Source organism: Methylibium sp. T29-B, assembly GCF_000576225.1.
GTDB lineage: Bacteria > Pseudomonadota > Gammaproteobacteria > Burkholderiales > Burkholderiaceae_C > Methylibium > Methylibium petroleiphilum.
Genome location: NZ_AZSN01000017.1, coordinates 16368 through 42485, shown reverse-complemented (window position 1 = coordinate 42485; position 26118 = coordinate 16368). Strand labels below are relative to the sequence as shown.

Annotated in this window: 19 protein-coding genes and 4 pseudogenes; 7 read left to right on the top strand and 16 right to left on the bottom strand. The window is 65.6% G+C overall.

All coding sequences use genetic code 11. The annotated features are described in order from the left end of the window. Positions 1-107 precede the first annotated feature (107 nt). The 7 genes and pseudogenes from Y694_RS04920 to Y694_RS04890 form a co-directional block, all read right to left on the bottom strand. A pseudogene (locus tag Y694_RS04920) lies at positions 108-3250 on the bottom strand (type I restriction endonuclease subunit R). Next, positions 3250-5540: pseudogene (locus Y694_RS26645) on the bottom strand (ATP-binding protein). Before Y694_RS26645 ends, Y694_RS04920 begins: the two co-directional pseudogenes overlap by 1 nt. Then, the gene (locus Y694_RS04910) at positions 5537-6286 is read right to left on the bottom strand and encodes an abortive infection family protein (RefSeq protein WP_036230324.1); all 750 of its coding nucleotides are present in this window, start codon (positions 6284-6286) and stop codon (positions 5537-5539) included. Before Y694_RS04910 ends, Y694_RS26645 begins: the two are co-directional and overlap by 4 nt. Continuing rightward, a complete protein-coding gene (locus tag Y694_RS25485) occupies positions 6283-7563 on the bottom strand; it encodes a restriction endonuclease subunit S (RefSeq protein WP_036230321.1) in 1281 nt (426 codons plus the stop codon). Before Y694_RS25485 ends, Y694_RS04910 begins: the two co-directional genes overlap by 4 nt. Continuing rightward, positions 7560-9131 (bottom strand): class I SAM-dependent DNA methyltransferase, encoded by a 1572-nt coding sequence (locus tag Y694_RS04900; protein WP_036230319.1) that lies wholly within the window; start codon positions 9129-9131, stop codon positions 7560-7562. Before Y694_RS04900 ends, Y694_RS25485 begins: the two co-directional genes overlap by 4 nt. Positions 9132-9138: 7 nt before the next feature. Continuing rightward, positions 9139-10047, bottom strand: coding sequence for a YafY family protein (locus Y694_RS04895; protein ID WP_197028733.1), 909 nt, complete (start codon positions 10045-10047; stop codon positions 9139-9141). A 739-nt stretch (positions 10048-10786) separates the two neighbouring features. Further along, a complete protein-coding gene (locus Y694_RS04890; RefSeq protein WP_081782188.1) occupies positions 10787-11437 on the bottom strand; it encodes a TetR/AcrR family transcriptional regulator in 651 nt (216 codons plus the stop codon). On the opposite strand from Y694_RS04890, the gene Y694_RS04885 reads away from it, so the two are divergent. The 7 genes and pseudogenes from Y694_RS04885 to Y694_RS04860 all read left to right on the top strand — a co-directional run bounded on the left by Y694_RS04885 (position 11361) and on the right by Y694_RS04860 (position 19782). Continuing rightward, positions 11361-12998, top strand: a complete 1638-nt coding sequence (locus tag Y694_RS04885; protein ID WP_081782189.1) for an efflux transporter outer membrane subunit — start codon at positions 11361-11363, stop codon at positions 12996-12998. The two genes, Y694_RS04890 and Y694_RS04885, sit on opposite strands and share 77 nt — an antisense overlap. 32 nt (positions 12999-13030) lie before the next feature. Then, positions 13031-14128, top strand: coding sequence for an efflux RND transporter periplasmic adaptor subunit (locus tag Y694_RS04880; protein ID WP_161727946.1), 1098 nt, complete (start codon positions 13031-13033; stop codon positions 14126-14128). After that, positions 14125-17240, top strand: a pseudogene (locus Y694_RS04875) (efflux RND transporter permease subunit). The gene Y694_RS04880 and the pseudogene Y694_RS04875 overlap by 4 nt, the downstream one beginning before the upstream one ends. Before the next feature lie 29 nt (positions 17241-17269). Beyond that, on the top strand, positions 17270-18163 hold the full coding sequence (locus tag Y694_RS04870) for an alpha/beta fold hydrolase (protein ID WP_036230314.1): 894 nt from the start codon (positions 17270-17272) through the stop codon (positions 18161-18163). Between the two features lie 124 nt (positions 18164-18287). Further along, a complete protein-coding gene (locus Y694_RS04865; protein ID WP_197028731.1) occupies positions 18288-18782 on the top strand; it encodes a heme-binding protein in 495 nt (164 codons plus the stop codon). Between the two features lie 80 nt (positions 18783-18862). Beyond that, positions 18863-19024, top strand: a pseudogene (locus tag Y694_RS25480) (helix-turn-helix domain-containing protein); the annotation flags it as partial. A gap of 98 nt (positions 19025-19122) precedes the next feature. After that, a complete protein-coding gene (locus tag Y694_RS04860) occupies positions 19123-19782 on the top strand; it encodes an SDR family NAD(P)-dependent oxidoreductase (protein ID WP_051495569.1) in 660 nt (219 codons plus the stop codon). Here Y694_RS04860 and Y694_RS04855 read toward each other — a convergent pair. The 9 genes from Y694_RS04855 to Y694_RS04815 all read right to left on the bottom strand — a co-directional run bounded on the left by Y694_RS04855 (position 19757) and on the right by Y694_RS04815 (position 26110). Next, on the bottom strand, positions 19757-20056 hold the full coding sequence (locus Y694_RS04855) for a hypothetical protein (protein ID WP_197028730.1): 300 nt from the start codon (positions 20054-20056) through the stop codon (positions 19757-19759). The two genes, Y694_RS04860 and Y694_RS04855, sit on opposite strands and share 26 nt — an antisense overlap. A gap of 49 nt (positions 20057-20105) precedes the next feature. Then, positions 20106-21314, bottom strand: coding sequence for an NAD(P)/FAD-dependent oxidoreductase (locus Y694_RS04850; RefSeq protein ID WP_036230313.1), 1209 nt, complete (start codon positions 21312-21314; stop codon positions 20106-20108). 135 nt (positions 21315-21449) lie between these two features. After that, positions 21450-22004 (bottom strand): Rrf2 family transcriptional regulator, encoded by a 555-nt coding sequence (locus Y694_RS04845; RefSeq protein ID WP_036230311.1) that lies wholly within the window; start codon positions 22002-22004, stop codon positions 21450-21452. Positions 22005-22124: 120 nt separating this feature from the next. Next, entirely contained in the window at positions 22125-22703 is a 579-nt protein-coding gene (locus Y694_RS04840; RefSeq protein WP_036230308.1) for a class I SAM-dependent methyltransferase, read from the bottom strand. A gap of 57 nt (positions 22704-22760) precedes the next feature. Beyond that, the gene (locus Y694_RS04835) at positions 22761-23318 is read right to left on the bottom strand and encodes a nitroreductase family protein (protein WP_036230306.1); all 558 of its coding nucleotides are present in this window, start codon (positions 23316-23318) and stop codon (positions 22761-22763) included. Positions 23319-23419: 101 nt separating this feature from the next. Then, complete coding sequence (locus Y694_RS04830; RefSeq protein WP_036230304.1) at positions 23420-23785, bottom strand: hypothetical protein; 366 nt, start codon at positions 23783-23785, stop codon at positions 23420-23422. A 19-nt stretch (positions 23786-23804) separates the two neighbouring features. After that, positions 23805-24281 carry a GNAT family N-acetyltransferase gene (locus tag Y694_RS04825; RefSeq protein WP_011828529.1) on the bottom strand — a complete coding sequence of 159 codons (477 nt, stop codon included), beginning with the start codon at positions 24279-24281 and terminating at the stop codon, positions 23805-23807. A 22-nt stretch (positions 24282-24303) separates the two neighbouring features. After that, a complete protein-coding gene (locus tag Y694_RS04820; RefSeq protein ID WP_036230300.1) occupies positions 24304-25161 on the bottom strand; it encodes an amidohydrolase family protein in 858 nt (285 codons plus the stop codon). Positions 25162-25219: 58 nt separating this feature from the next. Further along, positions 25220-26110, bottom strand: coding sequence for an ABC transporter ATP-binding protein (locus tag Y694_RS04815; protein ID WP_011828527.1), 891 nt, complete (start codon positions 26108-26110; stop codon positions 25220-25222). Positions 26111-26118: the final 8 nt, after the last annotated feature.

The window sequence follows — 26118 nt, the reverse complement described above, 5'->3', positions numbered from 1 at the left end:
GCGCGCACACTTCCTCGATGCTGTATTTGTGGTTTTCGATGCGGGCCATATCTCTCGGCTTTCCTCTTTTCTTGTTTCAGTGAAGTGACGCCTCTTGCCGGTACTGATCAGGTAGTGCCGCGATGCGTAATCGACCACCCTGATGACAACGCCTCGGCCTGCTGCAGAACCGTTTGCACAGCGGTGTCTTGGAGATCGGGCGGGTAGCCGTACTTCCGCAGGATGCGCTTCACCAGCACCCGCATCCGTGCGCGGGCAGAGTCCCGGTGGGCCCAGTCGACCGACACGTTTTCGCGCAGACTCATCAGCAATTCGTGGGCAATCAGCTTGAGCTTGTCGTCGCCCATCATCTGCACCGCGCTTTCGTTCTCGGCCAGGGCGTCGTAGAAGGCGATCTCCTCATCAGACAGCCCTGCCTCTTCGCCACGCTGGCGCGCCGCACGGATGTCCTTGGCCAGTTGGATCAGTTCCTGCAGCACCTCGGCGGTGGTGATGGCGTTGGCGTGGTAGCGCGCCACCGCATCCTCCAATCGCTCCGAGAACGCCTTGGTCTGCACCACGTTGGCCTTGCTGCGCGAGCGAATGCCGTCGTTGATCAGCTTGCGCAAGGCTTCCAGCGCGAGGTTCTTCTTCTCCATCTGCTGAACTTCGGCGAGGAATTCGTCGGAGAGGATGGAGATGTCCGGGCTCTTGATGCCCGCAGCGGCCAGGATGTCCACGATCTCGGTAGACACTACCGCACGGCTGACGATCTGCTGGATGGCCAGCTCGCGCTCTTGCTGGGTCACGCCAGACCCCGTGCTGCTCTTGACCAGCGCGGCACGGATCGCCTGGAAGAAGCCGACTTCCTCCCGGATTTCGCGGGCCTCGTCGGAAGCGGATGCCAGGGCGAACGCCTTGGACAACGCCAGCACGGCGTCCTGGTATCGGCGGTGAGCGTTCTTCTTGCCTTCTTTGGTTTTCTCTTTCGCCGCCAACTTCTGTTGCAGGTCGAGAATCCACTCGATGGCTCCCGCCATCATCGATAGCGCTCCTGCGGCGTGCCGCTCATCGCGGAAACGTAGTCGTAGCCGTGGTACATGTCCCGCAAGACTTCGTACTTCTCCATCATCACCGCGATGGCCTGCGCTTCGTCGACGCCGGTGTTCTCCTGGTCGTTCTTGGAATATTGCTGCAGGGCAGACTTCAGGTTTTGCGCGATACCGATGTAGTCCACGATCAGTCCGGCAGGCTTGTCGCGGAACACGCGGTTCACGCGCGCAATCGCCTGCATCAGTCCGTGACCCTGCATCGGCTTGTCAACGTACATCGTGTGCATACACGGTGCGTCAAAGCCGGTCAGCCACATGTCCCGCACGATCACCAGCTTGAGCGGGTCTTTGGGATCGCGGGCACGCTTGGCCAGCAGATCGCGCCGGGCCTTGTTGCCGATGTGCTGCTGCCACTCCTGCGGGTCGCTCGCTGCGCCCGTCATCACGATCTTGACCGCTCCCGCGTTGTCATCGGTGCTGTGCCAGTCCGGTCGCAGCTTGACGATCTCGTCGTAGAGCTTGACGCAGATGCGGCGGCTCATGCACACCACCATCGCCTTGCCGTCGAGGGCTGCTACGCGATCCTCGAAGTGGGCGACCATATCCTTGGCTACCAGGGCAAGGCGCTTGTCGCTGCCAACCAGGGCTTCGACCGTTGACCACTTCTTCTTGAAGCGCTCCTGGTCGGCCTCGGATTCCTCTTCGGTCAATTCGTTGACCTCGGCGTCGATCTTCGGCTTTTCTTCCTCGTCGAGTTCGATCCGCGCCAACCGCGACTCGTAGTAGATCGGCACGGTCGCGCCATCCTCGACCGCGCGGCTGATGTCGTAGACATCGATGTAGTTGCCGAACACCGCCGGGGTATTGACGTCGTCCGCTTCGATGGGCGTACCGGTAAAGCCGATGAAGGATGCGTTCGGCAGGGCGTCGCGCATGTACTTGGCAAAGCCGTAGGAGATTTCCCCGGTCTTTGCGTCCACCTTGGCCTTGAAGCCGTACTGGCTGCGGTGCGCTTCATCCGCGATGACGACCACGTTGCGGCGCGTAGTGAGGGGCTCCGCAATCTCGCCGAACTTCTGCAAGGTCGTGAAAATCACGCCGCCAGATGCCCGACTCAAGACCTTCTGAAGATCTTCGCGGCTCTCGGCCTGTACCGGCGTCTGCCGGATCAGATCGCGGCACATCGAGAACGTAGAGAAGAGCTGGTCGTCGAGGTCGTTGCGGTCGGTCAGCACCACCAGTGTCGGGTTGGCCATCGCCGGGTGTTTGACCAGTTGCCCGGCGTAGAAAGCCATCAGCAGGCTTTTGCCGGAGCCTTGGGTGTGCCAGATGACGCCGACCCGCTGATTGCCCTCCGGCGAGGACGCAGCCACCGTGCTGTTGACCGCGTGTCGCACCGCGTGGAACTGGTGGTAGCCCGCGATGATCTTGGCGAGCCCGGAACCGGTTTCGCCGAAGACCGTGAAGTGACAGAGCAGATCGAGCAGGCGACGATGCTCGAAAACGCCTTCGATCAGGGTCGAGAGTTCCGGCGCACCTTTCGGGGCAACGTCCGTGCCGTCGGTGGTGCGCCACGGCATGAAGCGCTCCAGGTCTGCCGAGAGTGAACCCACCCGGGCCGCAATGCCGTCCGAGGTGACCAGCAGCGCGTTGGTGTTGAACAGCGCCGGGATTTGCTTCTTGTAGGTCTGCAGCTGGTTGAACGCGCCCAGCAGATGCGCCCCTGCGCTGCCAGGCGCTTTCAGCTCGATCACGCCCAGCGGCAAGCCGTTCACGAACACCACCACATCGGGCCGCCGGTTGTTCTGGCCGTTGATCACCACGAACTGGCTCACCGCCAACCAGTCGTTCTGTTCCGTGTGTTCGAAGTCGATGAGCGCGACCTTGCCCGCTGTCAGCGTGCCGTCGTCGGCGTAATACTCGACGTCGACGCCTTCCGTCATCAGCTTGTGGAGGCGGCGGTTTTCTTCGAGCAATGAGGGCAGTTCGGACTGCGTCACCTTCCGAATTGCATCCTGACGTGCCTCCAATGGGAGGCCAGGGTTCAGACGCGCGACGGCGTCCTCGAACCGCTTCTTGAGCACGACCTCATCGTGGCTCTCACGCTCCGGGCGGTGTCCATCGGGGCCGATGTCCTCCTCACGTTCGATGCTGTAATCGAGAGCACGCAGCTGATCCAGCAGCGCATGCTCCACGGCGGCCTCCGACAGAAACGCCATTACGGTTCTCCTTGTTCTTCGATGGGCTGAATCGCCACCAGCTTCAATAGACCGTCGTAATGCTCACGGTCGACAGCCATCATCATTTCGAGTGTGTCGCGCAACACGGGTTGGGTTTCTGCAAGTAGAGAAAGATCGTGTCCCGGATCAGCGATTGCGCCAGCATGTGAATACGTGTTGAGCAAGCGGAGGATGCGGGTCTTTTTCGCGCTGTCGAAATCCACCCGCTCGAGTCGTGGGCCAAGATCGCCGCTCATCTCGGGGAATCGGAATGCGAGGAAGGCCTCGATCAATCGGCGCGCGACGTTTGGCAAACCGTAGTGGTGTTCCAGTTGAACAACGTCATTGCGGTGAGCCTCCTCGTGGACGCGCTTGAACAGGTACTGGTACTCCGATTCGTACTCTTCAAGTAGAGGATCAAGGTGGCCTAACTCGCTGGTGCGCGATCCGTCCGCGTGACGCCGGGTACGAAGCAGAAAGAGCCGACCGGGCCGGTCTTCGACCTTCTTCTTTCGTTGCCCAGGCAGGTGATGGAACCAGTTCTTCACCAACCGGAAAAACGAGAAGCTGTGCGTCAAGATGAAAAGCTGCCCGGCCTCCTTGGTGCGATCCTTCATGTAGCCGAAGGCCGAGAACAGTGCGTTGTCATCGAGGCTCGACACCGGGTCATCAATGACGACAATCCCATTCTTCAAGTCGAATGCTCTGTCCTGCAGCGACTTGAGGAAATAGAGGAATGCAATCGCCGTGCGCTCTCCATCGCTCAAATGCGTTACGTACTGGCCGCTGCGGGTCAGCGCGTAGCCGGTGCCTTTCACCTCGAAGCGCAACTCGTCGCGCCCAAGGTAGGCGCATAGCTCTGCAGTCAGCTCGTCAGCGGGGCGGCGATGTTCGAGGATCGCGCGTTCCAGCTCATTGATCTGCGTCTGGGTTTCTGCCTGCGTAGCCTTTATGCCATCCAGTTCGGCGGTCGCGGTTTCGCAGCCCCGGAGAGCTGGACGAACTCGGTGTGTGCCTCCGCGACATACGAGGCTTCAAGCTTCTTGCACGCACTATCGACTGACGCTGTGAACTCTGCGGAGATGCGGTTGTGCTTCTCCACGATCCCGTTGAATGCGGCGACTGAGTCGGTGATCGAGGAAGGTTTCGCGGTAGCAGGTGTCAGCGTGGCGGTGGGTGCGAACGGCTGATCGCGCTTGGCCTCGACACGTGCGATGAGGGCATCGAGCGCGGATTGGGTCTCAGACTGCGCCGTCAAAACCATCGTGCAGGCGGATGGCACTTCGGACGCGAGCGCTTCATAGAAGCGTGAAACATCGGGCAGCGACAGTGAGGCCGCAGCCTGCTTGGCCGCCTTCAGCTTCGATAAAAGAGCAGACAGGTCTTTCTGAAATCCCGCGAAGGCATCGTTGAAGTGAGCTTCGAGCGCGGCGCGACGCGCTGCCTGAAGCGGCTGCTGGCAGAAGCGGCAGGTGTCGGAGGCGTGCTCGCCCGAGTGCAGATGAAGCCCTTCTTGCACCCACGCGGCAAGCTTGGCATTGCTGGTCAGTTCATCGAGCGTCTGCGCGACGACGGAGCGACCGACCAGGGTGTCTACCTCACTCGCCAACACATCAAGTTCGATGGATGGCGCGGCGACCTTCTCTACCAGGGGCTTTGGCTGGGCGTTCTTCTGGCTATGGAGCTGTGTTTTCTGCTCGTCGGTCAGAGTCGCGGCCGCCGCCTGCTGCGCATCCATTGCTTCAACGGCACGCCTGAAAAGTCGCTTGTCGTAGTTGTTGTAGGTCTGGCTGTTCGCGGTGGTCAACAGCTCCTTGATGAGCTTCGCCTTGTCCTTACAGAAATCGTCCAGCTTCGACTCTGCTCTTGTCTTGTCGGCCTGAGCAGTACGCGAATTGATGTCGGTCGTGGCAAGTTCCTTCTTGAGCTGCTCGACCCGTGCCTGCTTCTCGATACTGTCTTCGCCGAGAAAGTAGATCGGCGCAATGCCGCCCGTTTGTGACAGGGTGGCATTGATGAAATCCCGGTTGAAGACGCGCACTTGGGGCAGTTGCGCCGAAGCGAAAGCGGAGCCTGCGACCTTCGTTGTGCCGTCGATCTCCAGTGCCGCTTCACCTTCAAGGAGCGCGGTCTTCTTCTCAACGAGCGAAAGCATCCATGACAGCGTCGTTTTGCCGCTGCCGTTCCATCCATAGATGACATTGAACTGCGCGAACGAGTGCAGTTCTGTTGGCCAAGCAAAGTCGCGGAACACTCGGAGCCGTAGCTTGGCGATGCGGGTCAACTTCATGCTGACTCTCCTTGTCCTTCGACCGGCTCCGCAGCCAGAGCAGGTGCGCCGCGCGCAGCGTTCAGGGCTTCGACGTAGGCATCCCGATCCAGTTGGTAAAGCAAACGGCTGACTTCGATGTTGATGGGCAGCTCATCGCCGCCAGGCAGCAGGAAGCGCAAGGTTGGCGAGTCGCCATCCTCAGCGTCCACCGCCAGCCCCACGTGCGCATCGATCAGCGCGTTATCCTGCGCAAACCGCTCCCACGGCTCGCGAGAGCTGATCGGGTCGAGCTGCGCATCCAGATAAGCCTGATGCAGAAAGGCCACGATGGCATCGGCTGCCAGAACCGCGCTGCGGCGGTGGTGTTCTGCCAATCGAGCCAGATACGGGTCTTTGCCGTGGCTGGCGGGGCCTGCCTTGTTGCGCAGGTCGTTCAGCGCGTCGGCCAACTTGTGATGGCTGGACACCAGCTTCTTGAAACGGTCGTCACGGACATCGCCCAGCTTGAGTGCGCGAATTGCTGCGGTCAGCCAATCCGACAGCGAGGGCGTCTCCTGCGTTGGCTTGAGCGGGCCTTGTTGGGTGTGGAAACTTTCCACCACCACGCGGCACACCACCTCGACGACGGTCTTGGCGCAGTCGATGCACGCATCGTTGCTTTGCTCCAGATTGCGCTCCATCGCCTCGAAGGTCTGCTGCAGCATCGGCGCGTCACGCCAATGGCCGCAGGCCTCGCGGATACCGGGGCACCAATCCAAGGTCATACCGCCGCTCCGGCGATGCGTTCGGCATCAGGCACGCGCAGTTCGCCGGAAATCAGCTTGGGCAGCAGCGTGTCTCGCAGTTGGGCGAGGGAGCGGGATTGCTGCGCATTGCTGACCAGCTGATCGAATAGCGGAGCAATCGCGATGTCAAACTTCTTCATTCCCTCCGGAGACGCAACAGCGACCCGGGCATCTGTCAGATGTTTGCGCTGAATGTGACCCATGGTCGTCGCCTTGTCGGCGGCAATCGCACGGAAGCTCTGCAAATGATGGCGAGTAGCGAAGAAGTAGAACCACTTCGGAACCGTATCGGACGTCACCTTGAACAAGTGCTGATTCAACGCACCCCGCCCGCCGTTCCACACCTCGACCTCAAGCGAGCCTGACCACGAGAAAAGTACGTCGCCATCGACAACAACATACTCAGGCTTGATTCGGGCGCTTGCCCGGTCTGCCCCATTCGTGTTCCCGGCGCGTAGCTGCGCGATCTTGATGACCGGCAGAAACTCGTCGTCGCTTTCCGGCGGGAACTTCTGTAGCGCAAGACCGTTTAGATAGTTCGCAATCGAGTCCAGGGAGCGCATTTCCCAACCCACCGGAATCTCACCCAGCTCCGATTCGACGAGCCGGTCGGGGAAGAGGTCGTAGAGGTGCGCGGGCATGCCGGGCAGCGACTGGCCACGCTGCCAGCGGCCTTCGATCTTGGCGCGCACCGGCTCGAAGTCTACGAACCACGCCTTGAACAGGGTGCGAGCCATCGATTCCAACGATTGATTGACCCGACGGTAGTTGGCGATGAGGTTGTCCATCGACGACAAAACACTTCCGATTCCGCTTCGCTCATGGCTGGAAAAGTCTGGGATCTCGTAATCTGAGATTGCTTGCCAGGAGACTCTCTGTCGCCCAGACGTTCCCTCCATCCGGCCTTTCGCGTAGGCCCGAAACTCGGGATGCCTCGCAACGTAGTAGACGAAATCTTCGTCGACGCCCGGGTCTTTTGCGGCCATGACGATGAATTCGGTCGAGCCATGACCAACAGCGTTGTCAGGCAGGCCGCTCACCTTCGCGGTCTTTCCGTTTTCGAGACAGGGTGTGATACGAGCGAACAGCGTGTCGCCGTTCTTGAACTTGCTGCCGCCACCGTTGAAGATGCGGTTGCCGATTCCTGAGACGTCTCGCTCTCCCTCGGGCAAGTCCGCCATCTCAATAAATGGTGCAATGGCACCCTTCTCAATGGGACGCTTCGGATTGAAATCGATCAGATCGGACAACTTCATTGCTCAAGCTCCGCGATGGGGAAGCCTAGGAGCTTCAGTTGATCTCGCATGGTCGCTTGCAGGCTCGCAGACTCAACGAGTTGCTCCCCCAGATCGGTCGTGAGTCGAGTCATCCGCTCTTCGAAGGACTCATCGTCTTTGACGAGGTCTCCAGTCCCAACGTAGCGCCCCGGCGTTAATACGTGGCCGTGCTTGCGGATGTCGTCCATTGAGGCAGACTTGCAGAAACCCGCCACGTCCGCGTATTCGCCCGCGCCATCTTCACCACGCCAGGAGTGGTATGTGTCGGCGATCTTCTGGACTTCCTCGTCGGTGAGTTCGCGTCGGGTGCGATCCACCAGCACGCCCAGCTTGCGGGCGTCGATGAACAGCACGTGCCCGCGCCGGTCGCGCAGCCCCTTGCCCGGGTTTTTGTTGCGGGCCAGGAACCACAGGCAGGCGGGAATCTGCGTGGAGTAAAAGAGCTGCCCGGGCAGCGCGACCATGCAATCCACCGCGTCGGCCTCGAGCATCGCCTTGCGGATATCGCCTTCGCCCGACTGGTTGGAGCTCATCGAGCCGTTCGCCAGTACCACGCCAGCCGTGCCGTTGGGCGCGAGGTGGTGGTAGATGTGCTGGAGCCAGGCGTAGTTGGCATTGCCCACAGGCGGTGCGCCGAACTTCCAGCGCACGTCTTCACGCAGGCGGTCGCCACCCCAGTCGGAGATGTTGAAGGGCGGGTTGGCGAGGATGTAGTCGGCTTTGAGGTCGCGCAGTTCGTCTTTGTGAAAGCTGCCCTCGTTGTTCCAGCGGATGTCGGAGTCGATGCCGCGCACCGCCAAGTTCATCTTGGCTAGCCGCCACGTGGTGTAGTTCGACTCCTGCCCATAGATCGCGATATCGCCAATGCGGCCGCCGTGCTCCTGCACGAACTTTTCCGACTGAACGAACATCCCGCCCGATCCGCAGCACGGGTCGTACACGCGGCCGGAGTACGGCTCCAGCATTTCGACCAGCACGCGCACCACGGAGCGCGGCGTGTAGAACTCGCCGCCACGCTTGCCTTCGGCACCGGCGAACTGGCCCAGGAAATACTCGTACACGCGCCCGAGAATGTCCTTCGAGCGGTCGCCTTCCTCGTTGAGCGCAATGCCGGAGATCAGGTCGATCAGCTCGCCCAGCATCACCTTGTTGAGCGCGGGTCGGGCGTAGTCCTTGGGCAGCACACCCTTGAGAGACTCGTTGTCCTTCTCGATGGCGCGCATCGCGTCATCGATCAAGGTGCCGATGGTGGGCAGCTTGGCGTTGGCCTGAAGGTGCGACCAGCGCGCCTCCTTCGGCACCCAGAACACGTTGTCCGCGAGGTACTCGTCTTTGTCCTCGGCGGCCTGCGCGTCTTCGGCTAGCAGCGCCTTGTGCTTGGCCTCGAAGGCGTCGGAGATGTACTTCAGGAAGATGAGCCCGAGCGCGACGTGCTTGTAGTCGCTGGGTTCCATGTTGCCGCGCAGCTTGTCGGCGGCCTTGAAAAGATCAGCCTCGAAGCCGAGGTTGCCTCCGTTGCCGTTTTTGGCGGTGTCGTTCTGTGCCATCGTGTTCTTACCCTTTACGTGATGTCTTTGCTGCCGGGGCTTGATACCCCGGCGCAAGCTTGGCGTTCTCAACGCCGTACAGCGCCAGCGGATCGCTGAGCCATAGGCGGTACTGTTCTTCCTTGAGACGGTGGTCGGGCGAGCAGTCCACGCTCCAGCGCAGCAGCATGTAGCCCGCCACAGCGGCGCGAACGCGCATCCGAATCGAGCCGTCGGTCATCCCGTAGTCCATCTTGATGATCTCGGGGCGTTCAAGGCGCGGGTGCGGCACGAAGTCCAGTTCGACGATGCGCGTCCACTGGATGTCGTTGTCCGGCCGTTCGTTGGCCTGTGGTTCCTCGTCGAGCAGCGTTGGCGCTTCGATGCGGGTGACGACGAAATCCCGAAACTCTCCGCTCTTGCGATCAAAGGCCCGGACGTGCCAGCGCAGGCCGGTATCCACCAGCGCGAAGGGCACGATGACTCGCTCGGACTCACCGCTGCTCATCGAGTGGTATCGGATGGCGACGGGTCGCTTGGCGTGGATCGCCCGGCAGACCGGGGCCAACACGTCCATCCTGGGGTTGCTCAGAGCGGTGGGCGACTCGCACGGCAGCAGCGGCTGCGTTGCGCCGTTCACGCCATCGCCGAAGCCCAGAGCCAGCGCCGACAGCACGCGCTGCGATGCGTGTTCGAACAGCGGGGAGAACGCCTGCCCGATCCGGTAGATCTTGTTGCTACCGTCAAAGGTGATGTTCTGCGGCGCGATCTCCCGGTACAGCGCCAAGTCGCGTGTCGCCCCTGCTGGAGCCACGCCGAAGCGCTCAATCAGGTCTGGGCGACCGATCTCACCGAAGAAGTAGAGCCGGAAGTCGATGTAGGCCAGCCGCTCGCGCTGGGCGTGGCTCAAGCTCTCGACGCGATGGGGTTGAGTCACCGAAGGCTCCTCATCCAAGACGGACGGCCGAAAGACTGCGATTGGTTTTATGTTTGTCCATTGCTAGGCGGTTCACATCATCAAACTGATGACATTATGCGCCACAACTTGGACCGCAACAACACGAGCGTAGCTACGCCTCGGGGGTCGAGTTCGATTCCGCGTTTGGGGATTGAACCGGCGTCCGCAAAAGACGGCCGGATACGACACAGGAGTGCCAAAGGACGGTGATCAGCGTAGAATCATCGCCGAACGGTGCTCATCGGAACTCATTGCAGCCGTGATAGGCCGCGTGGCGTCGCCTCAGCACCACCAAAATGCCAGGAAAGACGGGCCTTCGCGGCCCGTTTTTCGTTTGACGCACCATCCGGCCCACCAAACTCCAGATTGCTTAGCGCGTCCCTGGCTGGTGAGATTGCAGTGGACGATCTGAAGCCAATGGGGGTCGACGCTGGAAAAGTCTGTCGAGACTACTCGCCGGCACCCGTCTCTCGGCAACGTAAGTCCCACACAGTCCGATAAGGATCGAGAAGCTTAGGACGGTGTCCATCGAACCGGCAACGGCCCAGAATCGCGTTACGGCGGCGGAACGCGTCCATCGCCGAGCCGCAGGCACGCTTCGATACCGACGTATTCAGAGCGATACGCACGATCCACGAATCCAGTCGATGCCGGCCTGCGAAAGACCTTCGGCTCGGCCTGATCGAAGCGACGCCCGACTCCGGCAGTCGCAGGCGCATCAGCCCGCGATCTCGTAGGCTGCCATGAACATGCGTACGGCCTCGCGGAGCAGTGCCTTGTTCTCGCGCGCTTCGGGCATCGTCAGCATCAGCAGCCCGCGCATGTGGCCGTCGCCCAGGAACATCGCGAGGAACAGGTCGGCAGCCAGCCGGGGGTTCGTCACCTTCAGCGATCCCGCGTCGTTCGCTCGGCGCAGGTACGCGGCCAACTCGCCGATGAGTCGCTCGGGGCCCTGCCGGTAGAAGCCCTGGCAAGCCTCGGGCTGGGAACCGGCGGCGCCGTACAGCGAGCGGAACTTGCCCAGCGTGTGCTCTTCGCGCGTCAGCACCAGGAACTGGTCGCCGATCGCGAGCAGCGCCTTGCGCGGCTGCATCGGGTCCAGCGCCTCGACACCGGCAGAACCGCCCATCACGCGGTCGGTACGGTCCTGGACCATCGCCTCGAACAGCCCCTCCTTCGAACCGAAGTTGCTGTAGATGGTCATCTTCGAGACGCCGGCTTCCGCCGCGATGGCGTCCACGCTGGCGCGCTCCAGGCCGTGCGCATAGAAGTGCTTGCGCGCCGCTTCCAGGATGCGCCGACAGCGCTCCGGGTCGCGCGGCCGGCCGCGACGCGAGACGGGCGCCGCTTCCTTGTCGTTTCGTGCCATCGATGTAATTTGTAGACTTGACAGTACATTATATGCCGCTACACTTACTGGACTTTCAAGTCCACTAACTGTAGAGACCCATGAGACCCTCGTTGCATCGCCGCCGCCATGTCCGCATGCGATCCAGCCGCGCTGCAACAGCGGTCTTGGCGCTGTTCATCCTATCCGCGTGCTCGGCCCCGGCGCTCAAGCCCTATCCCGCCCGTGCCGCTGGCGAGAAGCTTCTCGAACGACGCCCTTCCACCGGCTCGGCGACGGCGCTGGACGCCGACTGGTGGGACGGATTTGGCGATCCCGCTCTGGCCAAGCTCGTGAGCGAGGCTGTGGCGTCCAACCACGACGTGACCATCGCACTGCAGCGCGTCGTCCAGGCCCGCGCGGCGCCGATATCCAAGGCTCGCGGTTGTGGCCAACGTTGGGTGCGCAGGCCGCCGCGTCGCGCAGCCACAGCGGAGTGCCCGAACCCGTCAAGCAAAGCCTGCCGGACACCCGCACGTTGCGTGCCGGCATCGATGTCGCCTGGGAGATCGATCTGGCCGGTGGCGTTCGAGCGGCGCGTGACGCGGCAAACTCCGATGCGCAAGCCGCCGTCGCCGGGGTAAACGGCGCGCGCCTGCTCGTAGCCAGCGAAGCGGCGCGGCAGTACTTCGTGCTGCGCAGTGCCGAGGAACGGCTGCGCATCGTGCTGGCTCTGGCGGATGCGCAGCGTCAGACCGCGGCGCGCGTGCAAAGCCGCCTTCGTGAAGGCCAGGCCAGCGCCTTCGACCTGGATCGCGCGCGCGCCGAGGCCGATGCGCTCGATGCCCAGGTTCCGGCGCTTCGCGTGCTGGTCGGTACCACGCAGACAAAGCTGGCCGTCCTGCTCGGCCGCAACCCGTCGGCGAAGGTGGTCGAGGCCGACCAGGCCTTCGCGTGGCCGGCGATGCGGGCCATCGCAGCAGGCCAGCCGAGCGAGCTGCTGCGGCGCCGGCCCGACCTGGTCGCCGCCGAGGCGCGTGTCGGGGCCGAGGCGCTGCGCAGCGCCGAAGCCCGCGCCCAGTGGTGGCCCAAGCTGTTCCTGAGCGCGCTCGTCGGCCGCCAGGACCTGCGCCTGAACGCGCTGGATCTCGCACCGGTGCACTTCTCGAACGTGGCCCTGGCCTTTGCTGCGCCCATCTTCAATGGCGGCCGCCTCGATGCGGGCATCCGCGTGCAGTCCGCGCGCGCCGACGAGGCCTTGCTGGCCTGGCAGAAGGCCGTGCTGGTGGCGGTCCAGGAAGTCGAGGACAGCCTGCTCGTGCGCTCGCAGGAAGCCGAGCGCAGCGCCGCTCTCGCGCTCACCGTCGAGCACCGCCGCCGTTCGCTGCAGCGCGCCGAGTCGCTGCAGCGCGAAGGACAGATCGACCTGCTGGTGCTTCTGGACGTGCAGCGCTCCGTGCTCGCCAGCGAACTGGCCTGGTCGGACAGCCGCCTGCAGCAGGCGCTGGCCGACGTGCAGCTCTTCAAGGCGCTGGGCGGCGGGTTTCCCGTGACCCAGTCCGGCACCGACATCACTCCTCTTGCCGCTAGGACACCCCAATGAACAGGATCATCCCCGCCGCCGCGCTCACGAGCATGGCGGCCGCCGCCCTGCTGACGGCCGGCTGCAGCCAACCGCCCGCGCCGCCGGCCATCGCGAAGCCGGTCTTCGTGACGACCGTGGCGCCGGCCACCTCCGCGCAAACCCGCACGTTCACGTCGGTGGTCCGGGCCCGCGTCGAAACGGAACTCGGCTTTCGAACGGCCGGCAAGGTGGTCGAGCGGCTGGTCGAGATCGGCGACAGCGTCAAGGCTGGGCAGGTGCTGGCCCGGCTGGACCCCGCCGACTATGAGCTCGCCGTGAAGGCAGCCGCCGATCAGGCGCAGGCCGCTTCGGTAGACGCGCAGCAGGCGGCGTCCGACGAAGCGCGGTTCCGGCGGTTGTTGGCCGACGGATCGGTCGGCGCCGCTGACCACGAGCGGCAGAAGGCGCGTGCCGATGCCGCGGCCGCGCGCCTCGACCAGGCCAAGCGCCAGCTGGAACTGGCCCGCAATCGCGCGGGTTACGCCACGCTGGTGGCGCCCTACGCGGGCGTCGTCACGGCGCTGCGCTTCGAGCGTGGGCAGGTAGTGGCCGAAGGCCAGTCCGTCGTCTCGCTGGCCCGGGACGGCGAGCGCGAGATCGTCGCCGAGCTGCCGGAGGATTGGGTCGGCCGGGCGCGGACTCTGGCCGCCACGGCAGCCCCGTGGAACGAGCCGGGATCGCCGGTCCGGCTCGTGCTGCGCGAACTCTCGCCGCAGGCCAGCACGCCGGGCCGGACCTACCGCGCGCGGTACTCGGCCGCCGCGGAGTCGCGCGCGCCAGTGGCTGCGCTTCCGCTGGGCAGCACCATGCAGCTGACGCTATCCGGCGCACCGGCCGGCTCCGCGGCCACGGTGCTGCCGGTCAGCGCGCTGGTCAAGGGGAGCGGCTCCGCCGGCGTGTGGGCGCTGAATGCCAAGGGTTCAGGTCTCGTGTTCACGCCGGTCCAGGTCGTGTCGCTCGACGACGCGACGGTTCGTGTCACGGGCCTGGCCATGGGCAGCCGGGTCGTCAGCGTCGGTGCCCAGAAGCTCGATGCCGGCACCCGCGTGCGCGCGATCGAGCGCGTCACAGATACCGCCACGCCCCCTGTCGCGAAGACCAGCTCATGAAGCGTTTCAACCTCTCAGAATGGGCCGTCACGCATCGGCCGATGGTGCTGTTCCTGCTCATCGCGACGCTGATCGTCGGCGGCCTGTCCTTCAACCGCCTGGGGCGCCTCGAGGACCCGAATTTCGACGTGCCGCAGATGACGGCCATCGTCGTGTGGCCCGGCGCCACGGCCCAGGAGGTGCAGGACCAGGTGCTCAACCGCATCGAGCGCCGCCTGCAGGAGCTGGATCACTTCGACTATGTCCGCAGCTTCGCGCGCCAGGGTTACGGCGGCATCACGCTGTGGATGAAAGGCGGCAGCAGCAAGGCCGAACTCGACAACGCCTGGTATCAGGTGCGCAAGAAGATCGGCGACGTCCGCCAGGAGTTTCCCGAAGGCGTGCGCGGCCCCTTCTTCAACGACGAGTACAACGATCGCTACAGCGTGCTCTACGCGCTGAGCGCCCCCGATCTGTCGATGGCCGAGCTGGTCGACGTCACCGAGGCGGTGAAGCGGCGCTTCCAGGGCGTGCCTGGCGCAGCCAAGGTCGACGTGCTGGGCAAGCAGGCCGAGCGGGTGTACGTGGAGGTCTCCACGCGGCGCCTGGCCGCGCTCGGCATCGCACCGACGGCGGTATTCGATGCGCTGGCGCGCCAGAACCTCGTGACGCCGGCCGGCTCGGCCGACACCGAGCACGACCGCGTCCAGGTCCGCGTGGACGGCCGACTGAGCAACGTCCGCGACGTCGCCAACGTCACGCTCGAGGTGGGTGGCCAGTTGCTGCGACTGGCCGACATCGCCACCGTGCGCGCCGGCTACGAGGACCCACCCAGTTTCAGCATCCGCCACAACGGCGAGCCGGTCCTGGCCATCGGCGTGACCATGCAGCAGAACGGCAACGTGCTCGACTTCGGGCAAGCGCTGGCGCAGCGGCTGGCGCAGGTCCAGCAGGAACTGCCGGCCGGCGTGGAGATCCAGCAGTACGCCGACCAGCCGCGCGTCGTGGCCGAATCAGTCTGGGAGTTCGAGCGCGTGTTCCTGGAAGCCTTGGCGATCGTGCTCGCCGTGTCCTTCCTGTTCCTTGGCTGGCGTACCGGCATCGTGGTCGCAGCGTCGGTGCCGCTGGTGCTCGGGCTGGTGGCGGCGGTCATGTACGCCGCCGGCTGGAACCTCGACCGCATCTCGCTGGGCGCATTGATCATCGCGCTGGGCCTGCTGGTCGACGACGCATCATCGTCGTGGAGATGATGGTGGTGAAGCTGGAAGAAGGCTGGGATCGGCTGCAAGCGGTCAGCTATGCGTATACCTCGACAGCGTTTCCGATGCTGACCGGCACGCTGATCACGGCCGCCGGCTTCATGCCGGTCGGCTTCGCGAAATCGATCGCCGGCCAGTACGCGGGCGGCATCTTCTGGGTCGTCGGGGTGGCGCTCATCCTGTCGTGGCTGGCGGCCGTGATCTTCACCCCGTACCTCGGCATGATGCTGCTGCCGAAGAAGCTGTCGGCCGGCGCGCATCATGACGTGTACGACAAGCCCGTCTACCACCGGCTGCGCCGTGTCGTCGACTGGGCGGTACAGCACCGCATCGTGGTTCTGGCGGCCACGGTGCTGATCCTCGGTATCGCCGGCGCCGGCATGCTGAAGGTGCAGCAGCAGTTCTTCCCTACCGCTTCGCGGCCCGAACTGCTGGTCGACCTGCGGCTGCGCGAGGGCGCGTCCTTCGCCGCTACCGAGCGTGAGGTGAAGCGGGTCGAGGAACGGCTTGCGAAGGACCCGGACATCGAATTCTTCACTGCGTACACCGGCGCCGGCACACCACGCTTCTACCTGTCCATCCAGCCGGAGCTGCCCAACCCCGGGTTCGCGCAGTTCGTCATCAAGACGGCTGGCATCGAGCAGCGCGAGCGCGTACGCGCCCGCCTGATGGAGCTGTTCGACAAGGACGAGGACTTCCCAGACCTCAGGGCTCGCGTGCAACGCCTGGAGTTCGGGCCGCCGGTGGGCTTCCCGGTCCAGTTCCGCGTCGTCGGCCCCGACAAGGCACAGGTGCGCGAGATCGCCTACCGTGTGCGCGACACGGTGCGCCAGAGCGCCCTGGTGCGCGACACGCAACTGGACTGGAACGAGCAGGTGCGCTCGGTGCGGGTCGACGTCGACCAGGACAAGGCCCGACTGCTGGGCTTGAGCACGGCGGACATCCAGGGCCTCGTGCAGACGACGCTCGACGGCGCGCCGGTCACGCAGATCCGCCGCGGCGAGGAGCTGGTCGACGTGGTCGTGCGAGCGGTGCCGGAGGAGCGCAAGGGCATCGGCCAGATCGGCGACCTGCAGGTCTTCACGCGCAGCGGGACGACCGTGCCCTTGTCGCAAATGGCGCGCATCGAGCCGAGCTTCGAGGAACCGGTGCTGTGGCGGCGCAACCGCGATATGGCGCTGACCGTGCGCGCCGACGTCGTCGACGGCGTGCAAGGCCCGTATGCGACGGCGCAGATCCGGCCGTCGCTGCAGCCGATTGTCGACAGTCTGCCCCCGGGCTACCGCATCGAGGAAGGCGGCGCCATCGAGGAGAGCAACAAGGCCAACGAGGCGCTGTTCGCCGTGTTCCCGGTCATGTTCGCCGTGATGCTGACGCTGCTGATGATCCAGCTGCAGAGCTTCTCGCGGCTCGCGATGGTGTTCCTGACCGGACCGCTGGCGATCATCGGCGTGGTCCCGGCGCTGCTAGTCTTCCAAGCCCCGTTCGGCTTCGTCGCGCTGCTGGGCGTGATCGCGCTCAGCGGGATGATCATGCGCAACTCGATCATCCTGGTGGACCAGATCGACCAGGACATCGCGCGCGGCGTCGCGCCGTGGACGGCGATCGTCGACGCCACGGTGCGGCGCTCGCGCCCGGTGGTGCTGACCGCCGCCGCCGCGGTGCTGGCGATGATTCCGCTCACGCGCAGCGTGTTCTGGGGGCCGATGGCCATCTCGATCATGGGCGGCCTGGTGGTCGCCACGGCGCTCACGCTCGTCTTCGTGCCGGCGCTGTATGCCGCGTGGTTCCGCATCCGGCGCGACAGCCCGGCTCGGGCCTCGGCCGCTGTGCCGCTCGCCGCCACAGCCACGGCCACACCCACGGGCCCCTGACGCACCCACCCCACTTCGAGGAGACGAGCTTGTCTGCGACCACCGATTCCCAATCCACCATCAGCATTCCTGGAACCACCGAACACGTTCTCGACCCGCTCGGGCCGGAACTCCACGGTCGACTGCGTTACCTCGCGGGCGGAACGGGGGCCCCGTTGGTCCTGCTGCACACCGTACGCACGCAGGCCGAGCACTTCCGCCACCTCATCCCGCTGGTCCAGGAGCGGTACACGGTGTACGCGCTCGATCTGCCTGGCATGGGTTACTCGCAGATCGTTCCAGGTGCTTCGTACGACGAGCCCGCGATGCGCGCGGCGGTGAAGAGCCTCGTCACCCGACTCGACCTGCGCGACGTGACGCTGCTCGGCGAGTCGATGGGCGCGACGCTCGCCCTGACCACCGCGGCCGACCTGCGCGAGCGGGTGCGGCGTGTCGTGGCGATCAATGCCTACGACTACGCGGGCGGCATCGCGCGGTCCAGCCTCCTGGCCCGGGTCGTCGTGACCGGCGTGCTTGCGCCGGGCATCGGCCCGACCGTCGCCGGCGTCGAACCCAAGCCCATCATGCGCGCCGTGCTCCGTGGGGGTCTCGGCAACACGGCCGCCCTGCACGAGGACTACGTCGATGAACTGCTGAAGGTAGGGCGCCGCCCCGGCTACCCGGTCGTCGCACGCGCGGTGTACGGCAATCTGCCCAGCCTCATCGAGGCACGTTCCCGTTATCCCGAGGTCAGCGCAGCGGTCCATCTCATCTATGGAGAAATGGATTGGTCACGACCGTCGGACCGGCAGGCCAACCGGCAACTCCTCCCCGCGGCCGACTTCATCCAGGTGCCTGAAGCCGGTCACTTCATCGTCCTCGAAAGGCCGGACGTGCCCGCCAAGGTTCTGAATGACGCGATGCGACTCGCGCGCGTTCCATAAGCCGCCCCCTCATGTCGCTCGCCGCGACGCCTTCTTCCTCAACCCGAAACGCAAAGGACCAGACATGTTTGCCTCTCTGCCGGATTTCGTTGCCTCCAGGCTCTCACCCACTCGGGGCCTCCGCATGACCTGCCTCGGTGCCGTCGCTGCAATGGCCGCCGGCATCGCCACTTCCGCAACGGCGCTCGAACGACTGCCCGTCCTGTCGCTGGACGTGGCCGAGAAGGCAGCGAGCGCTTGCCGTCAATTGGCGGTACAGAAGGCCTGGCGCATGAACATCGCGGTGGTCGATGCCGGTGCCCATCCCATCCTGTTCCAGCGAATGGACGCCGCCTTCCTCGGCTCGGGCGACATCGCCATCAGCAAGGCCAAGGCGTCGGCCAACACGCCGTTTCCGACACGGGTCTTCGAGGAGCTCTCCTTCGGCAAGGACCACAAGGGCGGTGGCGCGATGCCGGGCCTCGCCTTGGCGCCCGGCGTCCTCAGCATTCCCGGCGGCCTGCCGATCAAGGTGGGCGATGTGCTGGTGGGCGCGATCGGCGTGAGCGGCAGCATGCCCGACAACGACGAAGTCTGCGCGCAGGCCGGCCTCGATGCGATCAAGGACCTGTTGAAGTAGCCGAGCCAGGTGCGGCGCTGAAGGACCGGCGTCGCCGCACGCGAACAGGCCGTTTCGATGATCGACACACAGCCTTCCAGATCCGACGACGCAAGCACGCGCGGCCTCAGGAGCTTCTGAATGCCGCCCTCGGACCGTTCATCGAGAAGGGCTTTGCTGCAACACGCGCCGACGAGATTGCCGCACGCGCCGGCGTCTGCAGGAGGACGCTCTACCTCTACTTCGACAGCGAGGATGCCATGCCATGCGATCGCGAGGATCTCGACAGGTACTTCGGCTTCGTTCTTGAAGGACTGATGGATCGACCTGGCGGGCGCTCGCAGTCCTCCCGGATCCCCACATGAGAATCGATGGCACCGTCGCCCTCGTCACCGGGGCCGACTGCGGTATTGGCACCGCGCTGGTACGCGCACTGCTGGCACGGGGTGCGGCCAAGGTCTATGGGGCATCGCCCGACGCAGGCCGCTCGGAGCTGCTCCGGTTCGTCCCGGTGCAGCTTGATGTTGCTTGGCCCGGGCAGTTGAAGGCGCTGGCACGCGAACTCGGGGACGTGAGCTTGATCGTCAACCACGAAGCCCTGGTCGAGCCTGGGCAGCCACCTACAGCAGACGCGCACGCTGGGTTCGTCGACGTGCAGCAGATGCCCGCAATCCCATTGCTGCAGCTCATCGACGCGTTCGCGCCTGTGCTGTCCACAAATGGCGGCGGCGCGGTGGTCAATGTCGTGTCCATGTCGAGCATGCGCGCCTTGTGGAACCAGGGCCATCCTGATGTCGGCTCGCGAACCTCGGACTGGGCGATGAGAGACGGCCTGAGAAGCTGGCTCGCGGCGCAAGGAACGCAGTTGCTGTACTTTCGCTCCGCGCTGGTCGACTCACTTGGCAACTACGATCTGTCAAGTCAAAGGATCGTGGTCGATCATATTGCATCGCGTGTGCTCGATTGGCTCGAAGCGAACGACGGCGCGGTCGGCATCAACCGGCCGGCCCGAGCCCACTGAGCGCGTGCAGGCGACCGTCGGCGTCGTCGAGGCCAACCTGCATCACGATCGCTCCCGCGAGCACATAGACGAAGGCATGCGCGTTGTGCCGATGGATGGCGTCGGCCCCGCCCGGCGGGTACTTCACGGTGAGCACCAGCCCTTCCTTGCCGGTCAGGTCGGCCAGCGGCCTGGACATGACCTGCTCGACGTGGGCAGGCGGGGCAGCCTGGGACCCCGGCGCAGCGAGCATGGCGCCAGCGAGCAGGAGGGGAGCAGCGAGCGTCTTCATCATGAGGAACTCCAAACGGAAATGAAATGCCCCGCTGATGCACTGCCGCGCATCACGGCACGATGACGTGGTCGGGGTTGGCGATCGCGAAGGCGGCCTCGCGATCCGCCTGGGGCGGATAGATCCACTGCGTGTTGATCGCCTGCTTCGTGGCCTTGCCGACCTCGCGCGTCAGCTTGATCTGGCGGTCCCAGCCTTCGGTGAAGAGGGCGCCCCAGGGCCCCAGATCGAGACAGGTCACGTACTTCGGCTGGCTGTAGGGGTGGGTGGGCAGGCCCACCAGTTCGGCGGCAGCGTTGTGGCCCGCCACTCGGCCCAGGCTCAGCGCGTGCTGGCAGGACATCGCCGCGTGATGGCCCTCGCCGTCGGTGGCCGCCAGCGCGACATCGCCGGTGACGAACACGTCCGGCACGCTGCGGGCCCGCAGCTGCGGGTCGGCGTGCACGCGCCCGTAGCGATCGTGTTCGCCCTCGATCTGCGCGGCCAGCGGGTGGGCACGGGCACCGGCGGTCCACACCACGGTGTGGGTCGCGATGCGTTCGCCGCTGGAGAGGGTCACGCCGTCGGCGTCGATCGCCACGACCCCCGCGGAGGTCCTCACCTCCACGCCGCACTCGGCCAGGGCCGACTCGATCACCGGGCGCGGCACCGGCCCGAGATCCGGACCGATGACCGGTGCCTGTTCCACCATCACGACACGGATCTTCGCGTCCGGACCGAGGATGTCACGCAAGCGCCGTGGCATCTCGGTCACGGTCTCGATGCCGGTGAAGCCGCCGCCGGCCACCACGACCGTGTTGCGCGCGGCCGTCTCCGGCCGCTCGACCAGCGAGCGCAGATGGGCGTCGAGGGCCATCGCGCTGGCCAGTTGATCGACGTTGAAGCTGTGCTCGGCGAGACCGGGCACGTCGGGCAGGAACAGCCGGCTGCCGGTCGCCAGCACGAAGCGGTCGTAAGGCAGCGTGACGCGCCGGCCGTCGGTGCCGGTCACGTCCACCTCGTGCCGCTCCGTGTGGACGGCCTCCACCACCCCGGCAAGGTGGCGGACACCGACCGCCGCGAACAGCGGCGCAAGGTCCGGCGCCATCTCCTCGAACGCGGTCTCGTAGAGGCGCGGGCGGATGTGCAGATGGGGCGTGGGCGACACGACGAGGATCTCCACGTCGCGCTCCCGACCGGCCAGCGACACGGCCCGAGCGGCCGACAGCGCCGCCCACGTCCCGGCGAAGCCCGAGCCTGCGATCACGATCTTCTGGGTCATTCGATGCTTTCTTGATGAGGATAGAAGTGGCGAGGTTCCGGCGCTCGAAGAAGACGCGCAGGCATGCGGCGGCGCTCCCGATGGGCCGGCAGGCCTCCGGGCAAGCGGTGCCGATCAGGGGGTGGGACGCTCAGTTCACGGGTCGTGATCGCGCCGCAGCGGCGCGATCGGCACGGTCCTGGCGGTGCCGCGCGACTGGCCGCGGTCGCTCAGCCACGCCTGCACGTCCGGGCCGAAACGCGCCGGCGCCTTGCGGCCCAGCGTGAGGGCCAGGCCGGCGAGCGTTTCCTGGGCCAGGGCGTCGCGCATCGACTTCTCCGCGCGCAGCATCACAGCGTGGATCGCGCAGACGCCGCCGGTCGCCCAGCGCGGCGCGTCGCCCTCGAAGACGGCGCAACGACCGCGGATCTCCTGGCAGTCGAACAGGGGCTTGTCGCCCTCGATCGCGTCCACCACGTCCAGCACCGTGATGCGCTCCGCCGGCCGCGCCAGGCGGTAGCCGCCGCGCACGCCGGCGCTGGCCGCCACGATGCCGGCCTTCTCCAGCTTCGGGAAGATCTTCGCCACGAAGCTGGGCGAGATGCCCTGCAGTTCCGCCAGGTCGCGGCTGCTCGGTTGCGTCTCGCCGGCGTCCACCAGCCAGAGCAGGCAATGGAGGCCGTATTCGACACTGCTGGTGAGGTGCGCCATAACGCAGACTATATTTGTCCGCGTTCAATGGCGCAAGCGAAATCAGCAGCGCACTGACTGGTCGCCGGAGTGAAGGCTCAACGATCGTCGCTGCGTCGGGCGACCCCGAGTACAGACTGGTCAGCCATCTCGCCCGGGCCGGTAGCGGCGCTGCAGACTTTCGATCCGGAAGCCCGCCGACTCGATCAGCCCCGGCATCTCGCGGTTGAGATGGCAGCCGCCGGCCAGCGGCCTCCAGTACGGCGTGAGGCGATCCTGCCAGCGCCGCACCGACGCGTCAGGCGCGGCACCGTGCTCCAGGAACAGCAGGCGCCCGCCTGGCACCAGCACGCGGTAGACCTCCTTCAGCGCCTGGGCCGCATCGGGAATGGTGCAGAGCGTGAAGGTGGACACCACGCAATCGAAGCTGCGGTCGTCCACCGGGATGCGTTCGGCCGACAGCGGCAGCGCATGGATCTCCAGGCCTGCGGCCTCGGCCCGGCGCCGGGCCAGGGCATGCAGGCCGGGATCGACACCGCACAGGCATTGCAGTCCGGCAGCGCGGTAGTACGGCAGGTTGCGTCCCGTGCCCATGCCGATCTCGAGCACCCGGCCCGAGGCCTGCGGCACCAGCTCCGCGCGCCCGCTCTCGAAGCTGGGCAGACCGCAGATGACATCGACCGCGCGCGGCAGGATGTGATCGTTGTAGAAGTTGCTCATCCGTGCGCACCGAGGATTGCGGTGGCGGCGAGCATACGCCGCAGCCCCGGCCGGCCACTACGACAGGCAACTGACGAACCGGGCCGGCGCCGGCCTGGGCGACACGGGTCGCCGTCCCACCACGGTGCCCACGTTGACGAAGCACACGGCCTGCTCCTGCGGCTGCACGCCGAACAGGCCGCGCAGGCGGGCCGAATCCATCGCGCGGCCGCTGGTCAACCCGCTGCCGAAGCCCATCGAGTGCGCCGCGAGCAGCAGGTTCTGGAGCGCGGCGCCGAGCGAGACGAGCCGCTCGGCCGCGGGGACGGCGTCGGCATCGCGCTCGTCGTCTCGCAATCTCGCGATCGCCAGGGCAATCCACGGGGCACGCCAGGCCTTGAGCCGGGCTGCCTCGATCTGGACCAGGGTCGCGCCGGGATCACGGTCGATCAAGGCCAGCGCGAAGGCCTCGGCCAGGCGCGCGCGCTGGTCGGCAGGAACGATCACGAAGCGCCAGGGTACGAGCCGGCCGTGGTCCGGCGCCGTCGCGGCGGCGCAGAACAGGCTCTCGATCTGGTCCGCGTCGGGGCCCGGCTCGACCAGACGCTTCGGAGACGTGTGCTGCCTTGCGGCCATCGTCGCCCGCAACTCGACACCCGCCCGCGACGCGCCGTCGTCATCGCACGCTGGCAGCGACGGCGTTCTGCGGCCCCCGGCTTCCTCGGGCGCGACGGACGTCACTGCGTCCACGTCGGATGGAGCCCGGTGCTGCGCCACTCGACCGGCGAGCATGTCGCGGCCGCTCTGCGGGCCAGCCCGGCAGGCATCGCCTCCCAGGCCGCCTCGTCGTCGTCCATGCCCTCGGCGAACCGGCGGCACAGCGCGAAGCGCACGAACCGCTGCCCCCGGGCGAGCGCCGCGGCGAGCGCCTCCTGAAGCTGAGGCCAGGTCTGCTCCTGCGGCAGCACGTCGTCGCAGAACACCGGGCGCATCGCAGGCAACTCCTTGACCACGACCCGTGCTCGATAGACCGAGCAGCCGGCGTCCGCCACGGCGCTCACCTGGATGCTGTACTCGGCACCGCGTTCGTCGGCCTCCACCATGCGAGTCTCCTCCGGTCGGTCAGGCAGGCGCCGCCGGAGCGGCGGCGTCGCCGGGGTCGATCAGGTAGCTGTAGCCGTGCTTGCGGAAACCCAGGCCCTCGTAGAAGGCATGGGCCTTCTCGCGATTGACGTGGCTCGACAACACCAGCTTGTAGCAGTCGCGCGCCGCGCACAGCTTCATCGCGAACTGCATCATCCGCCGGCCGATCCGCTGCCCCTGGGCGTCCGGCGCCACGACCACGTCTTCCACGATGCACGAGTCGCGCGCGCCGTGGGAGATGCCGCCCACGAAGACCACCGCGAAGGTACCCACGATGAGATCGTTCGACTCCGCCACGTAGATGTGGTGCAGCGGGTTCGCTTCCAGGTCGAGAAAGCGCGCCCAGGCGTGTTCGATCGGCATCTCGGGCTCGGGCGTGATGTCGAGTTGCTTGTAGAACTCCAGGAGACGCGGCACGTCGGACAGCCGCGCGGCGCGTATCTCGAGGTCCTTCACGGCGGTTCTCCGGTCCGGGCGGCTAGACGCCGAGCTTCAGCACGCGCTTCGCGTTGCCGTACATCACGTCGTCGATCACGCCCTCCGCGAAACCGAGGGTGCGGTAGTCGTTGATCGACTGTCCCATCGGCCGGAACGGGTAGGAGCTGCCGAACAGGATCTGGTGGCGCATGCAGCCGTTCGCGGCCTCGACGTAGAGCGAGCCTCCCGGCGCGAAGATGTACATGTCGGGCACGATGAACACGTTCTCCCAGCGGAACGCGACGCCGATGATCTCGTTCACGTACGGATAGAAGCCGTGGTAGCAGATGATCGACAGCTTGGGGAAGGCCTTCGCCACATGGCCGACCGCGGTCGGCGTCACCATGTCGAGGCTCGGCGCGGTGGGGCCGGACATGATGGAGACCGGCACGCCGAGCTGCGCGCAGGCGTCGTAGATCGGGAACAGCATCGGATCGTCGGCCTTGCACAGCGGGCTGCCGAAGCCGGGCTCGACGTTGATCGCCTTCAGGTCGAGCTGCCGCACCGCGCGCTCCACCTCGTCGATCGCCGCCTTGACGCCCCAGCGGTGCGGATCGATCGAGCCCACCCCGACCAGTTCCTTGTGGCCCTTGACGAGGTCGTGGATCTCGTCGTTCGAGTGCTTGATGCCGGGGGTGTCGCGGCCGACGACCACCGCCGCCGTGATGCTCGTCTCCTTGATGTCGCGCAGGTAGCCGTCGATGTTCTTCGAATGAGTGAAGTGCTCCAGGTCGCGCGAACCGACCCGGCCGTTCAGCCACTTCACGACCTCGAACTCCGGCGTGCCGCGCGTCTTGCCGTAGAAGTCGTGCAGGAACGCAGGGCGGCTGCGCATGTCGATCACCTTCTTGCTGGCCATGGATCGTTCTCCTTCTTGGATGGTTCGTTCGTTGTTCGGGTCGACGGCGCGACAGGTGTCATTCCGGCTGCTTCGCCTCGGCCGGCGCCTTGCCGGTGCGCTTGGCATAGGCCTCGATGAAGTCCGCCGCGGCGCGGCTGCCGCCCGAGAAGGACTTCATGGCCTCCTCGTGCAGCAGCGACAGCGCCTGCATCTTGATTTCGTTGGCGCGCTCGCTGTCGAAGGCGTTGGCCAGCCGTCGCGGCCGCGGGATGTCGACCTCGAGCGTGGCCCTCACCTGCGTCGGGATGTTCGTCATCACGATCAGGCGGTCGGCGAGGAAGATCGCCTCGTCGATGTCGGTGGTCACGAAGAAATTGGTGCGGTGAGACTCCTCGTACAGGCCGGAGTAGTACTCCCACATCAGCTCCTTCGACATCGCGTCGAGGCCGCGGAACGGCTCGTCGAGGATCATCACGTCGGGGTTGTTGATCATCGCCCGCGCCAGCTCGGCGCGTCGCTGCATGCCGCCCGACAACTGCGTGGGGTACTTGCGGCTGAAGGCCTTGAGTCCCACCTTCTCCAGCAGGAAATCGGCCTGCGACTGCGTCTGCCCGTTCTGCTCGCCGCGCGCGCGCGGTCCGTAGAGGATGTTGTCCATGGTCGTCATCCACGGGAACAGCGCGCTTTCCTGGAACACCACGAGACGGTCCTTGCCGGGCCCGGTGATGGGCCGCCCGTCGATCTGGATGCTGCCGCTGTCGGGCTTCTCGAAGCCCGCGAGCAACCGGATCAGCGTGCTCTTCCCGCAACCCGACGGGCCGATCATCACGGTGAGCTTGTTGCGCTCGATCGTGAACGAGCAGTCCTGCACCACGGTCTTGGCGAACGGTCCGGTGCCGTAGGTCTTGGTGACGTTGCGGACCTGGATCTCGCCGCGCGTGCTGCCCGAAGGCTTGTGTTGGGCCATCGTGCACT

Coding starts and splice junctions, on each gene's coding strand:
- Y694_RS04900 (WP_036230319.1), bottom strand. CDS start 9,131: ATGGCACAGAACGACACCGCCAAAAACGGCAACGGAGGCAACCTCGGC.
- Y694_RS04865 (WP_197028731.1), top strand. CDS start 18,288: ATGACCTGCCTCGGTGCCGTCGCTGCAATGGCCGCCGGCATCGCCACT.
- Y694_RS04850 (WP_036230313.1), bottom strand. CDS start 21,314: ATGACCCAGAAGATCGTGATCGCAGGCTCGGGCTTCGCCGGGACGTGG.
- Y694_RS04860 (WP_051495569.1), top strand. CDS start 19,123: ATGAGAATCGATGGCACCGTCGCCCTCGTCACCGGGGCCGACTGCGGT.
- Y694_RS25485 (WP_036230321.1), bottom strand. CDS start 7,563: ATGAAGTTGTCCGATCTGATCGATTTCAATCCGAAGCGTCCCATTGAG.
- Y694_RS04910 (WP_036230324.1), bottom strand. CDS start 6,286: ATGACCTTGGATTGGTGCCCCGGTATCCGCGAGGCCTGCGGCCATTGG.
- Y694_RS04815 (WP_011828527.1), bottom strand. CDS start 26,110: ATGGCCCAACACAAGCCTTCGGGCAGCACGCGCGGCGAGATCCAGGTC.
- Y694_RS04840 (WP_036230308.1), bottom strand. CDS start 22,703: ATGAGCAACTTCTACAACGATCACATCCTGCCGCGCGCGGTCGATGTC.
- Y694_RS04820 (WP_036230300.1), bottom strand. CDS start 25,161: ATGGCCAGCAAGAAGGTGATCGACATGCGCAGCCGCCCTGCGTTCCTG.
- Y694_RS04830 (WP_036230304.1), bottom strand. CDS start 23,785: ATGGTGGAGGCCGACGAACGCGGTGCCGAGTACAGCATCCAGGTGAGC.
- Y694_RS04845 (WP_036230311.1), bottom strand. CDS start 22,004: ATGGCGCACCTCACCAGCAGTGTCGAATACGGCCTCCATTGCCTGCTC.
- Y694_RS04885 (WP_081782189.1), top strand. CDS start 11,361: ATGCGCCGACAGCGCTCCGGGTCGCGCGGCCGGCCGCGACGCGAGACG.
- Y694_RS04855 (WP_197028730.1), bottom strand. CDS start 20,056: ATGATGAAGACGCTCGCTGCTCCCCTCCTGCTCGCTGGCGCCATGCTC.
- Y694_RS04890 (WP_081782188.1), bottom strand. CDS start 11,437: ATGGCACGAAACGACAAGGAAGCGGCGCCCGTCTCGCGTCGCGGCCGG.
- Y694_RS04835 (WP_036230306.1), bottom strand. CDS start 23,318: ATGGCCGCAAGGCAGCACACGTCTCCGAAGCGTCTGGTCGAGCCGGGC.
- Y694_RS04880 (WP_161727946.1), top strand. CDS start 13,031: ATGGCGGCCGCCGCCCTGCTGACGGCCGGCTGCAGCCAACCGCCCGCG.